This is a genomic window from Streptomyces sp. DSM 106670 (genome assembly GCF_055792845.1).
Genome location: NZ_CM147704.1, coordinates 3,276,990 through 3,289,997 on the forward strand (window position 1 = coordinate 3,276,990; position 13,008 = coordinate 3,289,997).

Here is a 13,008-nt window from a genome sequence, read left to right on the forward strand (position 1 = left end):
TTACGAGTCCCCGGGCCTGCCGGATCATCGAAGTCCGCTGCGGTTCCTGTGGTGGCTGACGACACGTCAGTACAGGCGGGTACTGCTCGGCACCCTGTGGGGCAGTACGTGGATGTGTGCGCTCATGCTTCCGCCGTACCTGTTGTCGAAGACGATCGACGAGGGACTCAAGGCGCGGGACACCAGGATGCTGCTCCTGTGGATCGGAGCCGTGGTCGTCACCGGGGCCGGGGCAGCGATCCTCGGCGTCCTGCGGCACCGCACCATGACGCACATCCGTGTGGACGCGGCCTACCGGACGGTCCAGGTCGTCACACGCCACGTCACCCGGCTGGGGTCGGCGCTGCCCCGGCAGGTGTCCGCGGGTGAGCTCACCCACCTCCAGGTCGGCGACATCAGCAGGATCGCCCAGACACTGACCATCACCGGACCCGGCGTAGGCGCGGTCATCGCGTATGCCGCGACTGCCGTCCTGCTGGTCCGGATCTCGGCCGTCATCGCCGTGGTGGTCCTTCTCGGCGTACCGGCCCTGGCTCTGACCGTCGGCCCTCTGCTGGGAAAGCTGCACGGCGCCGAAAGCCGCTACCGGGAGGACCAGGGCGCTCTGACCTCTCTCGCCGGCGACATGGTGGCCGGCCTGAGCGTCCTCAACGGGATCGGCGGCAAGCCCCTGTTCGCCGGGCGGTACCGGGAACGCTCCCAGGTCCTGGTCCCCCTCGGATACCGCGTCGCTGCCATCACCAGCTGGGTCCAGGCACTCACCGCGTGCCTGCCCATGGTCTTCCTTGCCGTGGTGACATGGATCAGCGCGCGGATGGCGGCCGGCGGAGCCATCACCGTAGGTGAGCTGGTGGCGGTCTACGGATATGTCGCCGCTCTGCTGGTACCCGTCTCATCCTTGATCGAAGGGGCGGATGACCTGCCGCGCGGGCTCGTCTCCGCACGGAGGGTGGTCGACATCCTGGCGCTCGCGCCGGCCCCCGAGGAGCACCGGACCCGGCTCGACCCCCCGGCCGCTCCCGGCCCGCTGCACGACCCCGTATCCGGCCTGGTGGTGGCCCCGGGGAAAATGACGGCTCTGGTCGGCGCCCGTCCCGACGAGCCGCGCGCCGTGGTGGACCGGCTGGCCGGCTACACGGACTCCGAGGCCTCCTGGGGGGACCTCAAGCTGTCCGGCTGGGACCGCACGGCTCTCAGGCGGCACATTCTGCTCGCGGACAACGATGCCTATATGTTCCCGGGCCCCCTGCGTTCCGTCGTCTCCGGCAGCACCGGCCGCTGCGACGAGGACATCCGGCGGGCGCTGCACGCCGCCGCAGCGGAGGACATCATCGACGCACTCCCCGACGGGCTCGACACCCGCCTGGAGAATCAGGCCCGCAACGTCTCGGGGGGACAGCGCCAGCGGTTGCAGCTGACGCGGGCCCTGCTCGCGGATCCGGAGGTGCTCCTGCTCGTGGAACCGACGTCGGCACTGGACGCGCACACGGAGGCAACCGTTGCCGCCCGGGTGGCGGCGCACCGGCACGGGCGGACCACCCTCGTCGTCAGCACATCGCCGCTCGTGCTCGGCCAGGCCGACGAAGTCGTCCACCTCGTGAACGGAAAGGTGCGGGCGACCGGTACGCACGGAGAGCTCCTCGCCGACCGGCCGGGATACGCGGCACTGGTGTTCCGCGGCAGCACCGAGACCCCCGGCGAAGCCGCCGTGGCACAGCCCGTGGAAGGACAGTCGCGATGAGCAGGTCCGACAAGACGCCCCGTCTGCCGATCGCCGATGCCAGGACGGTACGCCGGGCCTGCCGGAAGCTGTTGAGGGACGACTCGGGCGCCGTCTGCGCGATGCTGCTGCTGACATGCCTCGCCGCGCTTGCCGGCGCGGCCGGTCCCTGGCTCCTCGGCCGCATCGTGACCAGGGTCGAGTCCGGTGACCTGTCCGTCTCCGCGGTCGACGGACTGGCCGCGGCGGTCCTGGGCTTCTCGGCGGCCCGACTGGTGTTGACGCGCTGTGCGCGCGGTCTCTCCCATCGCTTCGGCGAGCGCGCGCTCGCCAGGCTCCGCGAGGAGGTCGTCGACCGCACCCTCTCCCTGCCGGGGCGTGTCGCGGACGAGGTGGGCAGCGGCGATCTGGTCACCCGTACGACCCTGGACGTCTCGACCGTCGCAGCCACGCTGCGCAATGCGGCTCCGGACATGTTCATCTCCGGCATCCAGGTCGTGTTCGTCTTCGCCGCGGTCTTCCTCCTCGACCCGCTGCTCGGCCTCTGCTCGGTCGTGGGACTGCCCCTCGTGTGGGGCGTGAGCCGCTGGTACCTCGCGCGCTCCCGCGACGCCTACCTCGGCGAGGGAGCGGCCGCCGGCGATGTCTCCGAGATCCTCGACTCCACCGCGCACGGCGCCCGCACCGTCGAGGCCTACGGGCTGCGCGAACTGCAGAACAGCACCCTCGACAAGGCCATCGACACCACCTACCGCGCCGGCATGCGCACCCTCTCCCTCCGGATGGTGCTGTTCCCGGTCACCGAGTTCGCGCACACGCTGCCCATGGCGCTCATCCTGCTCGTGGGCGGGTTCGGCTACCTCAACGGCACGATCTCCCTGGGAGTCGTGGTGGCGGGCAGCCTGTACATGTGGCAACTGGTCGACCCGCTCAACCAGATGCTCATCTGGGTCGAACAACTGCAGCGCAGCGGCGCCTCGTTCGCCCGCATCAAGGGTGTCGGGCTGGTGTCGCACACAGCGGACGCTCCGGTGCCGGCCCCTGTGGACGACCTCATCGAGGTCAAGGGCGTGGGGTATTCCTACGTCCCCGGGCACGAGATCCTCAAGGACGTGGAGCTGTCGGTCCGTCCCGGCGAACGGCTGGCGGTGGTCGGCCGGTCGGGAGCCGGCAAGTCCACGCTCGGCAAGTTGCTGTCCGGTGTGGACGTCCCCGACACCGGCCACATCCTGGTCGGCGGCGTGCCCGTCGCCGACCAGGCCGCGGCGGGCGAACTGGGCAACCGCATCGTCCTCATCACGCAACAGCACCACGTGTTCATGGGCACCCTTCGCGACAACGTGACCATGGCCGCGCCCGAAGCCGACGACGAGGCCGTCCTCGCGGCCCTGAGGTCGGTGGAAGCGGACTGGGTGGCCGAACTGCCGCAGGGCCTGGACACCCCGCTGGGCTCAGGCGGAGTCGAACTGGAGGCTGCCCGGGCACAGCAGCTCACCCTGGCCAGGGTGCTTCTGGCGGACCCGCACACCCTGATCCTGGACGAGGCCACGTCACTGCTCGACCCGACGACGGCCCGGCAGGCGGAGCGGGCAGTGGCCGCCGTCCGGTCGGACCGCACCGTCATCACCATCGCCCACCGGCTGCAGACCGCACACGACGCCGACCGCATCGCCGTCATGGAGTCCGGCCGCATCGTCGAGCTGGGCACCCACGACGAGTTGGTCGGCGCGGGCGGACCGTACTCGGATCTGTGGCGGTCGTGGAACGGCGAAAGCTGAGCCTTCGGCACGACGTACGCCCTGGGAACCCGCTCCCCGGAAACGCCGAGATCCCGCCCGATCAATCAGATCGGACGGGATCTCGTGACGATTCTCGAGAGCTACTCGAGAACTGTCGGTTGTGGACCTGTGGGGATTTGAACCCCAGACCCCCTCGATGCGAACGAGGTGCGCTACCAGACTGCGCCACAGGCCCTTGCGACGTGTGAAACTCTAGCACCCTCACGGGGGTGCTTGGAAATCCGTTCCTCCGCTGGTCAGCGGTGTCGGGTTTCCCGGAGCACCCGGCGCCCCGCCACCTCACTCATTGGCCGCGCGCGGCCGGTCCTCGTCGTCGTACTGGTCGAAGAGCGGGGTCCGGCCACGGTCGCGGTTGCGGCGGGACTGGTTGGTGCGCTGGCGCGGGGCCGGGTCGACCGCGGGGGCCGTCGGGTGCGACGTTCCGGTCTGGGTGGGCTCGGCGGTGCTGGAGCGGGCCGCGCTCCAGGTCTCCGGGTCGCCGACCTCCACGCCGCCCGTGGCCCGGGGGGCGACGGGCGCGGTGACATAGGTGGGCAGCGGTACGGGAACGGGCTCCCAGCTGTCGCCCTGGACGCGGCCGCGCTCGCGCTGCTGGTCCACCCACTCCGCGTGGTCCGTCTGCTCGACGAGGGCGCGCCGGCCGGCCTCCTGGGGGGAGACCGTGGGGGTGGGCTCAGGCTCCGCGTGGTGCGCTTCGGAGTCGTCGTCCGGCTCCGCGGGCGCGGGGATCGCGGGCTGGTTCCGACGCGGGCGGTTCTCGCGCAGGCGCTGGGCCGCGTCCTCGGCCCGGCGGCGGTCCATCGTGAAGGCGAACCGTCGGCGCTCCTGGGCGCGCAGATGCACGATGTACGTGCTCAGCAGCACGGCCGGTACCGCCGGGGCCCACAGGAAGCCGAGGCCGCCGACCGCCGCGACGACCGCGCCCGCGGTGAAGGCCAGGAAGAGGACGACGGTGGTGCGCCTGCGCCGGGCCAGGACCTGGGAGCGCTGGGCGCGCCGGGCCCGCTCGGCGTCGGCCGCGCCGGAGCGGGGTCGCCGCTGGGCGGGGGGCGCGTGTTCCGCGGGGCGCTCACCGGACCGGCGTTCGTTCGGCTGACGGTCCGACGGCTGATGTCCCGCCCGACGGTCGTGCGCCGAACGGTCATGCGCCGGGCGGTCGGAGGCCTGGTGGTCCGGAGCGCGCTCGGGCGCGTGCGCCGGGTCGCTCAATCTGGCTTCCGTGTGCGCCGGAGGCGCGGCAAAGGCCCGGACGTCCACGGATTCCATACGGTCCGTTTCCCGGTCCGGGTCGACGTCGGGCGCCGCCTCCTCGGCGGTGCGCTCCCGCAGCTCCTTGGCGTACCGGCGCTCCATCGCCGCCCGTCCGGACAGCAGCCGGATGGCGGTGCTGAAGCGTTCCGTCGGACGGGCTTCGTTGAGCTCGTCCTGCCTGCGGAGCCACATCGGCACCAAGTAGGCGGCCCAGGCCCCGACGATGACTGCGTAGATGAGGCCGCTGCTGCTCACGCTCACACCGTAGAGGGGTTTGCGCGCGAGGATCCGCCAATTGGCCCGGTGTGTCGCACGATCCGGCTGATATCACGGACTTTTTTTGTGATTGTTCAGATCAACAGCCACCGAAAGCCCGACCCAATGCGGTCATCCGGCGGTCATCCCGCGATCAAATTCGAACATCTATTTTATTTATTCGGTCGGTCCGGGGCTTCTCGGTGTCGTCGGGCGCGACCGGCGCCAGCGCCGGAGCATCCCCTCGGGCACTTCCTCGGCGGTGAGGGCGAAGATCAGATGGTCGCGCCAGGCCCCGTCGATGTGGAGATAGCGCGGGCGTACGCCCTCCGAACGGAATCCGAGTTTCTCCACCACTCTGCGGCTGGGCCCGTTCTCCGGGCGAATGCAGACCTCGATGCGATGCAGGCCCACGGTGCGGAAGCAGTGGTCCATGGCGAGTGCCACGGCCGTCGGCATGACCCCGCGCCCGGCGACGCTCCGGTCGACCCAGTAACCGATATGACCGGAGCACATCGAGCCCCAGGTGATCCCCGCGACCGTGAGCTGGCCGACCAGCCGGCCCTCGTACTCGATGGCGAACGGCAGCATCCGCCCGGCGTTCGCCTCGGCGCGCAGATGACGGACCATCTGCCGGTACGTGGGGCGCTGCGCCATCGGGCCGCCGGGGGCGGGTGGCGGGACGGTCGCCTCCCAGGGGCGCAGCCAGTCGCGGTTGCGCCGGTTGACCTCGCGCCAGACCCGCTGGTCGCGCATCTTTATCGGGCGCAGGACGATCTCGCCGTCGGTCAGCGTCACCGGCCAGGTCGCGATGTTCAGCTCGGGCTCCCCGGTCGGGGGTGATCGCCGCCGCGGAGCTGGTCGACGGCGTGCACCAGAAGCCTGCCGAGGACGGTGAGCCCGTCCTTCACCCCGCCGGTGGAGCCGGGAAGGTTGACGATCAGGGTGCGGGCGGCGACGCCCGCGAGGCCCCGGGAGAGGGCGGCGGTCGGGACCTTGGCGAGGCCCTCGGCCCGGATCGCCTCCGGGATGCCGGGGATCTCGTGGTCGAGGACGCGGCGGGTGGCCTCGGGGGTGGCGTCGGTGGGCGAGATGCCCGTACCGCCGGTGGTGACGATCACGTCGTAACCGGCGGCGACGCCCGCGCGCAGGGCCGCCTCGACCGGGTCGCCGTCGGGGACGACCTGCGGTCCTTCGACCGTGAAGCCGAGGCCGGTCAGCGCGTCGGCGATCAGGGGGCCGCCCTTGTCCGCGTACACCCCGGCGGAGGCCCGGTTGGAGGCGGTGACGACGAGCGCGCGGTACGGGGTGTGCGGCGCGGCTCCGGAGGCCCCGGACTCGGACCCGGCTGCCCGCGCGTGCCCCTCGTGGCCGGAGGCTCCATGCCCGGGCGGCTGTCGGTGGTCGTGGCCGGAGGACCCGCGCTCGGGTACCCGCCCCTCGTGGCCGGAGGCGGCCGGCTCGGGCGGCGTCACGCGTCCGGTCCCGACGGTCCCTCCGGCGCGGTGCGCCGGTAGTCGCCGGACTTGCCGCCCGACTTCGCCTCGACCCGTACGTCGGTGATGACCGCGCTCTTGTCGACCGCCTTGATCATGTCGACGACGGTCAGCGCCGCCACCGACACCGCCGTCAGGGCCTCCATCTCGACGCCCGTGCGGTCCGTCGTCTTCACGGTGGCCGTGATCTCCACCGCGTCGTCGGCCACGCTCAGATCGACCTTCACACCGGAGACGGCCAGCGGATGGCAGAGCGGGATCAGGTCCGGGGTGCGCTTGGCCCCCATGATCCCGGCGATCCGGGCGGTGGCGAGGGCGTCGCCCTTGGGGACGCCCTCGCCGCGCAGCAGCTCGATCACGCGCGGCGCGACGAGCACCCGGCCGGACGCGCGGGCGACGCGGGTGGTGACGTCCTTCGCCGACACGTCGACCATGCGGGCCGCGCCCGCCTCGTCGATGTGCGTCAGCCTGTTCTGCGTACTCAACTCACTCCGCCTAGCGGTAGGGGCACCGATGGGCCTCGGGCCCGGAGGGGGTCCCCCGGAAGGCACGGCGGCAGATACCGTACCGCCACCGGGCGGCGGTCAGCGGAGCAGGATCACGTCCGTCTCCGTGCCGGGTTCGACCGAGGTGACGTCCTCGGGCACCACGATCAGTGCGTCGGCCTGGGCCAGCGCCGCGATCAGATGCGATCCGGAACCGCCGACCGGAGTGACTGTGCCCGCCTCCGCGTCGTAACGGCCGCGCAGGAACTGGCGGCGGCCTTCCGGCGAGGTGAGCGCCTTGTCGGCGCGCAGCTCGGCGCGGGCCGTGGGGCGGTGCACATCGGTGAGGCCCATCAGGGCGCGAATGGCGGGGCGGACGAACAACTCGAAGGAGACGTAGCTGGAGACCGGGTTGCCCGGCAGGGCCAGCAGCGGGGTGTGGTCCGGGCCGATCGAGCCGAAGCCCTGCGGCTTGCCCGGCTGCATGGCGAGCTTGCGGAACTCGATCCCGCTGCCCGGCTCGTCCTCGTCGCCGACGGAGGACAGCGCCTCCTTGACGACGTCGTACGCGCCGACGCTGACGCCGCCCGTGGTGACGACGATGTCCGCGCGGATCAGCTGGTCCTCGATCGTGGCGCGCAGCGTCTCGGCGTCGTCGGCGACCGCGCCGACCCGGTAGGCGATGGCTCCGGCGTCCCGGGCGGCGGCCGTCAGCGCGAAGCTGTTGGAGTCGTAGATCTGGCCGCCCGTCAGCGTCTCGCCGGGCTGGATCAGTTCGCTGCCGGTGGACAGGACGACGACGCGGGGGCGGGGCCGTACGACCACGGTGGAGCAGCCGATCGCCGCGAGCAGCCCGATCTGCGGCGGGCCGACGACCGAGCCGGCGGCCAGCGCCAGATCGCCCGGCTTGACGTCGCTGCCGCGCTCGCGCACATGGGCGCCGGCGACGACGGGCCGGTGCACCCTGACCTCACCGGTGGCGCCCTCCGGCGCGTCGGCGTGGGCGCGCATCCCCTCGGCCGGGCCCTCGCCCGTACCGCCGTCCGTCCATTCGACCGGGACGACGGCCTCCGCACCGGCGGGCAGCGGGGCGCCCGTCATGATGCGGGCGGCCTGTCCCGGTCCCACGACCTGGTCGTCGGCGAGCCCCGCGCTGCCCGCGGCGACGTCGCCGATGACGGTGAGAACCGCGGGGAACTCCTCGCTGGCGCCCTCGACATCGGCGATCCGGACCGCGTAACCGTCCATGGAGCTGTTGTCGAACGGCGGCAGGGCCACCTCCACGACGACGTCCTTGACGAGCACACAGCCCTGGGCGTCCGGCAGCTGCAGCTCGATGGGCTCCAGCGGCCGCACCGCGGCGAGGATGTCGTCCAGGTGTTCGTCGACCGACCAGATCGTGCTGCTCACGGGGTTACATCTCCTCAGCGACGTACTTGCGCAGCCAGGTCCGGAAGTCCGGCCCCAGGTCTTCACGTTCGCACGCCAGTCTGACAATGGCACGCAGATAGTCGCTGCGGTCGCCGGTGTCATAGCGGCGGCCCTTGAAGACGACGCCGTGCACGGGGCCGCCGATCTTCTCGTCGGCCGCGAGGAGCTGGAGTGCGTCGGTGAGCTGGATCTCGCCGCCGCGGCCCGGCTCGGTGTGTCGCAGTATGTCGAAGACCGCGGGGTCCAGGACGTACCGGCCGATGATGGCGAGGTTGCTGGGGGCGTCGGCCGGGTCCGGCTTCTCGACCAGGTCGGTGATGCGGACCACGTCGCTGTCGACGGTGGCGTCCGCGGCGGCGCAGCCGTAGAGGTGGACCTGCGAGGGGTCGACCTCCATCAGCGCGATGACGCTGCCGCCCTCACGCTCCTGGACCTCGACCATCCGGGCCAGCAGCGCGTCGCGCGGGTCGATCAGGTCGTCGCCGAGCAGCACCGCGAAGGGCTGGTCGCCCACGTGCGGGGCAGCGCACAGCACGGCGTGTCCGAGGCCGCGGGGGTCGCCCTGGCGGACGTAGTGCATGGTGGCGAGGTCGCTGGACTCCTGGACCTTGGCGAGGCGTTCGGCGTCGCCCTTGCGGGTGAGCGCGGACTCCAGCTCGTAGTTGCGGTCGAAGTGGTCCTCCAGGGGACGCTTGTTGCGACCGGTGATCATCAGTACGTCGGAGAGTCCCGCGGCCACGGCCTCCTCGACGACATACTGAATGGCCGGCTTGTCGACGACAGGCAGCATCTCTTTCGGAGTGGCCTTCGTGGCGGGCAGGAACCGGGTGCCGAGACCTGCTGCCGGGATGACGGCCTTGCTGATCCTGGAGGGCGACTGAGTCATGTGCCGACCTTAACGGCTGCACACGGCCGGAAGCTGATATTCCGGTTAACTTCGTCCTTAAATATGCCCATACGAGAATCGTGCGAGTCTCTCTTGAACACCGACAAGTCCGGCAAGCCGTCCGCGAAGAGCTCACTACGGCGCGAACTGCTCGCCGCACGGGCCCTTCTGACGAAGGAGGACGCGGTCCGGGCCGCCGCGGTTCTCGCCGCCGCCGCCCTGGGTCTCCCCGAACTGGCTGACGCCCGTACGGTCGCCGCGTATGTCTCCGTGGGTCGCGAGCCGGGCACCCGTGCGCTTCTGGAAGCGCTGCGCGGGCGCGGCGTGCGGGTGCTGCTGCCGGTGCTCCTGCCCGACAACGACCTGGACTGGGCGGCCTACGAGGGCCCGGAGCACCTGCTGCCGGCCGGACGGGGGCTCCTGGAGCCGGACGGCCCGCGCCTGGGCCCCGACGCCGTCCTGGACGCCGACACCGTGCTGCTGCCCGGCCTGGCGGTGGACGGGGCCGGGATGCGGCTGGGGCGGGGCGGCGGCAGTTACGACCGGGTGCTGGCCCGGCTGACGGCCGCCGGGGCGCACCCGGCGCTCGTCGTGCTCCTGTACGACGACGAGGTGGTCGCGCGGGTCCCTTCGGAGCCGCACGACCACCCCGTGGACGCCGTGGTCACACCGGCCGGAGCGCGGCGCTTCGTGAACCCTTCGTAGGGCCTACGGTTTCAGCGTCAGCGTGTCGACGGTGGCAGCGTCGACCGCCTCCGTCCCGAAGGACCAGTCGAGCAGTTCCCCGTCGACCCACTTCTCGGTCTGGTCGGTGTAGTGCGCGTTGAACGCGTGCCCGGAGGCCCCGCTGAGGTTGATCCAGCGGGACTTGTCCCAGTCCCCCACGTTGACGACCATCCGCATCGACGGCACCCAGACGACCTCGTAGCCGCTCGCCGCGTTCCAGCCGGTGGCGTTGACCGCCGCTTCGCCGCCGCCGAGGTTCCAGGGGCCGCGGTTGAGGGCCCGCTGGAGCAGGCCGGGGCCTTCGGTGCCGAGCGTCTGGTTCTTCAGCGTCAGGCGGTGCAGCCGGCCCCAGCTCCAGGTGGAGATGTTCTTGCCGAGCTTCGCCGTCAGCTCCCAGCGCGCGTCCTCCATCGCCCGGGCGAAGAGGTCGTCCCGGCTCTCCAGGGCGTCCTCGCGGCCCCGGGCGGGGGCCTTCCACCACTCGTTGTCCGGGTCGTCCATGATGTCGCGGACCACCTGGAACCAGCGGTCGCCGCCGTCCGGCTGCGCGGTGTCGCCGTCGCGCTGGCCGCACTCGCGGACGAGCCTCTTCTGCTGGTCCACCGGGCCGCTGTTCTTGGCCGGCGGCACATTGAGGCAGTCGCCCTTGACCCGCATCTCCTTGGGAAGCTTGTTGCCGAAGGCGAGCTTCAGGATGTTGCGCCAGACGCCGTTGAAGTACGCGGCGGCGGCCGAGTCGGGCTCCTGGGTGTAGTCCCAGCCCTCCAGCAGCTTCTGGGCCTCGCGGACGCTCGGGTCGGAGATGTTGATCTTCTTCAGCTCGGGCACCAGCAGCGCGGCGATCTCGCTGAAGTTGTCCATCTGCATCTTCTGCATGTCATCGGTCGACACCTTCTCGCCGCCCTTGATCTTCTGGGCGAGGAGGTCGTTGATCCGCTGGCTGCGGGCGCCGTAGCCCCAGTCCTTGGTCAGGAGGTGGGGGTACTTCTTCTCGTCGATGACGGCCTGGTTGGCGGTGACGATGTAGCCGCGGTCCGGGTTGTACTCGTAGGGCAGCTCGTCGAAGGGGATGTAGCCCTTCCACGCGTACTTCGGGTCCCAGCCCGGGGCCGGGACCGTGCCGTCGTAGCCCTCGGAGCGGACCGGGATCTTGCCGGGCGCCTGGTAGCCGATGTTGCCCTCGGTGTCGGCGTAGATGAGGTTCTGCGAGGGGACCTCGAAGTACTCGGCGGCCTTCCGGAAGGTGGCGAAGTCCTTGGCCCGGTTGAGCGCGAAGACCGCGTCCATGGACTTGCCGGGCTCCAGCGCGGTCCACTTCAGCGCCACCGCGTAGCCGTCGGCCCGGTCGGGTGCGGCATTGCTGACGGGCGCCTTCTGGCCGACCTTGTCCAGCTCCTTGCTGCGGTCGGAGACCAAGGGGCCGTTGTTCGTCTCGCGGACGGTGATCGTCCGGTCCCTGCCGCCGGCGACCTTGATGGTCTCCTCGCGGGTCTTGAACGGCTTGGTCCCGCCGTCGTACAGATAGCCGTCGCCGGAGACCTTCTCCAGGAAGAGGTCGGTGACGTCGGCGCCCAGGTTGGTCAGGCCCCAGGCGATGTCCTGGTTGTGGCCGATGATCACACCGGGCATGCCGGAGAACGTGTAGCCCGCCGTGTCGTACTGGCAGGTCTTGGACAGCTCACGGCAGTGCAGCCCCATCTGGTACCAGAGGGAGGGCAGCATCGGCGCGAGGTGCGGGTCGTTCGCGAGCAGCGCCTTGCCGGACGTCGTGTGCTTGCCGTCGACGACCCAGGAGTTCGAGCCGATGCCGTTGCCGTTGGGGCCGAGCAGCGCCGGGATCTCGTCGAGGGTGTCCGAGAGGGCGGAGAGCTGGGTGTTCAGGCCCTCGGTGGCGCCCTCGGGGGTCGTGGAGCCGACGTTGTCCGACGGGGTCGCCTCGGGGTCGAACTTGCCCGTGACCGGGGAGATCGCGCCCTGCTCGACGATCGGCCTGTTCTTCTTGTACGGGTAGCCGGGGTACAGGTCCTCGATCTGGTCCTTGTCGAGGCGGCTGGTCAGCAGCGAGCGGTCGATCTCGTCCTGCATGTTGCCGCGCAGGTCCCAGGCCATCGCCTTGAGCCAGGCCACCGAGTCGACCGGGGTCCACTCGCCGGGCTTGTAGTCGTTGGTGAAGCCCAGCGCCGCGTACTCGACCGAGATGTCCCGGCCTTCCTTGCCCTTCAGATACGCGTTGACGCCCTCCGCGTACGACTGGAGGTTCTTCTTGGTGCTCTCGTCGAGAACCTCGTCGTACTCCTTCTGCGCCACCTGCCGCCAGCCGAGCGTCCGCAGGAAGGAATCGGTCTCCACCTGGCCGGAACCGAACATCTCGGAGAGCCGGCCGGACGTCATGTGCCGCCGGACGTCCATCTCCCAGAAGCGGTCCTGGGCCTGGACGAAGCCCTGGGCGCGGAAGAGGTCGGCGTCGGAGTCCGCGTAGATCTGCGGAATCCCGTAGGAGTCACGTTTGACCTCGACGTCGCCGCTGAGGCCGTCGAGTGTCATCGAACCGGTGGTCTGCGGGTACGAGGCCCGCACGGTGGACACGGACCAGTACGCCCCGTACCCGACACCCGCGACGAGCGCCAGCACCAGGACGAGCACGATCAGGCGGGCGCGTCGCCCCTTCTTCCTGCCGGGCTTCTTCGCGTCGGAAGGGCCGGAAGAGGCGGTTGTGTTGGCGGGCATCGCTGTCCTTCGAGGGGCAGGGTGGTCCTGGGAGTGCAGGAGCAACCATAGGCGCAGCGGAGAAGCCACTCGGACGCGGTATAGGGATGCATCCATTTGCGTCTTCCTCGTACGAACACTCGAAGCCGTCAAGGAATCGTTAACGATTAGGTAAGGTAACGAAGTAACTGGCTGCCGGAGGACGATCCGGCAGGCGCACGCAGGGAAGGAACGGACCCTGACTGTCCACGCG

At 70.7% G+C, this 13,008-nt stretch carries 10 protein-coding genes and 1 tRNA gene; 3 read left to right on the forward strand and 8 right to left on the reverse strand.

The window, feature by feature from the left end; all coding sequences use genetic code 11:
• Nucleotides 1-124: 124 nt before the first annotated feature.
• Nucleotides 125-1,741 (forward strand): ABC transporter transmembrane domain-containing protein, encoded by a 1,617-nt coding sequence (locus tag ACSMXR_RS14470; RefSeq protein WP_473172033.1) that lies wholly within the window; start codon nt 125-127, stop codon nt 1,739-1,741.
• Entirely contained in the window at nt 1,738-3,498 is a 1,761-nt protein-coding gene (locus ACSMXR_RS14475) for an ABC transporter ATP-binding protein (RefSeq protein ID WP_473172034.1), read from the forward strand. The genes ACSMXR_RS14470 and ACSMXR_RS14475 overlap by 4 nt, the downstream gene beginning before the upstream one ends.
• 122 nt (nt 3,499-3,620) lie before the next feature.
• Here ACSMXR_RS14475 and ACSMXR_RS14480 read toward each other — a convergent pair.
• The 7 genes from ACSMXR_RS14480 to galU form a co-directional block, all read right to left on the reverse strand.
• Nucleotides 3,621-3,694, reverse strand: a tRNA-Ala gene (locus tag ACSMXR_RS14480).
• 104 nt (nt 3,695-3,798) lie between these two features.
• On the reverse strand, nt 3,799-5,025 hold the full coding sequence (locus ACSMXR_RS14485) for a gephyrin-like molybdotransferase receptor GlpR (RefSeq protein WP_381794948.1): 1,227 nt from the start codon (nt 5,023-5,025) through the stop codon (nt 3,799-3,801).
• Between the two features lie 177 nt (nt 5,026-5,202).
• Nucleotides 5,203-5,823 carry a GNAT family N-acetyltransferase gene (locus ACSMXR_RS14490; RefSeq protein WP_137234668.1) on the reverse strand — a complete coding sequence of 207 codons (621 nt, stop codon included), beginning with the start codon at nt 5,821-5,823 and terminating at the stop codon, nt 5,203-5,205.
• Between the two features lie 17 nt (nt 5,824-5,840).
• Nucleotides 5,841-6,284 (reverse strand): MogA/MoaB family molybdenum cofactor biosynthesis protein, encoded by a 444-nt coding sequence (locus ACSMXR_RS14495; protein WP_376184153.1) that lies wholly within the window; start codon nt 6,282-6,284, stop codon nt 5,841-5,843.
• A 212-nt stretch (nt 6,285-6,496) separates the two neighbouring features.
• Nucleotides 6,497-7,006, reverse strand: a complete 510-nt coding sequence (moaC, locus tag ACSMXR_RS14500; RefSeq protein ID WP_137234669.1) for a cyclic pyranopterin monophosphate synthase MoaC — start codon at nt 7,004-7,006, stop codon at nt 6,497-6,499.
• 99 nt (nt 7,007-7,105) lie between these two features.
• Complete coding sequence (gene glp, locus ACSMXR_RS14505) at nt 7,106-8,416, reverse strand: molybdotransferase-like divisome protein Glp (RefSeq protein ID WP_218526069.1); 1,311 nt, start codon at nt 8,414-8,416, stop codon at nt 7,106-7,108.
• Nucleotides 8,417-8,420: 4 nt separating this feature from the next.
• A complete protein-coding gene (galU, locus tag ACSMXR_RS14510) occupies nt 8,421-9,323 on the reverse strand; it encodes a UTP--glucose-1-phosphate uridylyltransferase GalU (RefSeq protein WP_103511285.1) in 903 nt (300 codons plus the stop codon).
• Nucleotides 9,324-9,416: 93 nt separating this feature from the next.
• Between galU and ACSMXR_RS14515 the strand changes: the two genes are divergently transcribed.
• The gene (locus ACSMXR_RS14515; RefSeq protein ID WP_473172035.1) at nt 9,417-10,028 is read left to right on the forward strand and encodes a 5-formyltetrahydrofolate cyclo-ligase; all 612 of its coding nucleotides are present in this window, start codon (nt 9,417-9,419) and stop codon (nt 10,026-10,028) included.
• A 3-nt stretch (nt 10,029-10,031) separates the two neighbouring features.
• Here ACSMXR_RS14515 and ACSMXR_RS14520 read toward each other — a convergent pair whose 3' ends face one another.
• Nucleotides 10,032-12,776 (reverse strand): penicillin acylase family protein, encoded by a 2,745-nt coding sequence (locus ACSMXR_RS14520; RefSeq protein ID WP_137234672.1) that lies wholly within the window; start codon nt 12,774-12,776, stop codon nt 10,032-10,034.
• Nucleotides 12,777-13,008: the final 232 nt, after the last annotated feature.

What these genes read in the sequence shown, in the direction of transcription:
- ACSMXR_RS14470 (WP_473172033.1), top strand. Translation starts at nt 125, where the DNA reads ATGCTTCCGCCGTACCTGTTGTCGAAGACGATCGACGAGGGACTCAAG.
- ACSMXR_RS14475 (WP_473172034.1), top strand. Translation starts at nt 1,738, where the DNA reads ATGAGCAGGTCCGACAAGACGCCCCGTCTGCCGATCGCCGATGCCAGG.
- ACSMXR_RS14520 (WP_137234672.1), bottom strand. Translation starts at nt 12,776, where the DNA reads ATGCCCGCCAACACAACCGCCTCTTCCGGCCCTTCCGACGCGAAGAAG.
- galU (WP_103511285.1), bottom strand. Translation starts at nt 9,323, where the DNA reads ATGACTCAGTCGCCCTCCAGGATCAGCAAGGCCGTCATCCCGGCAGCA.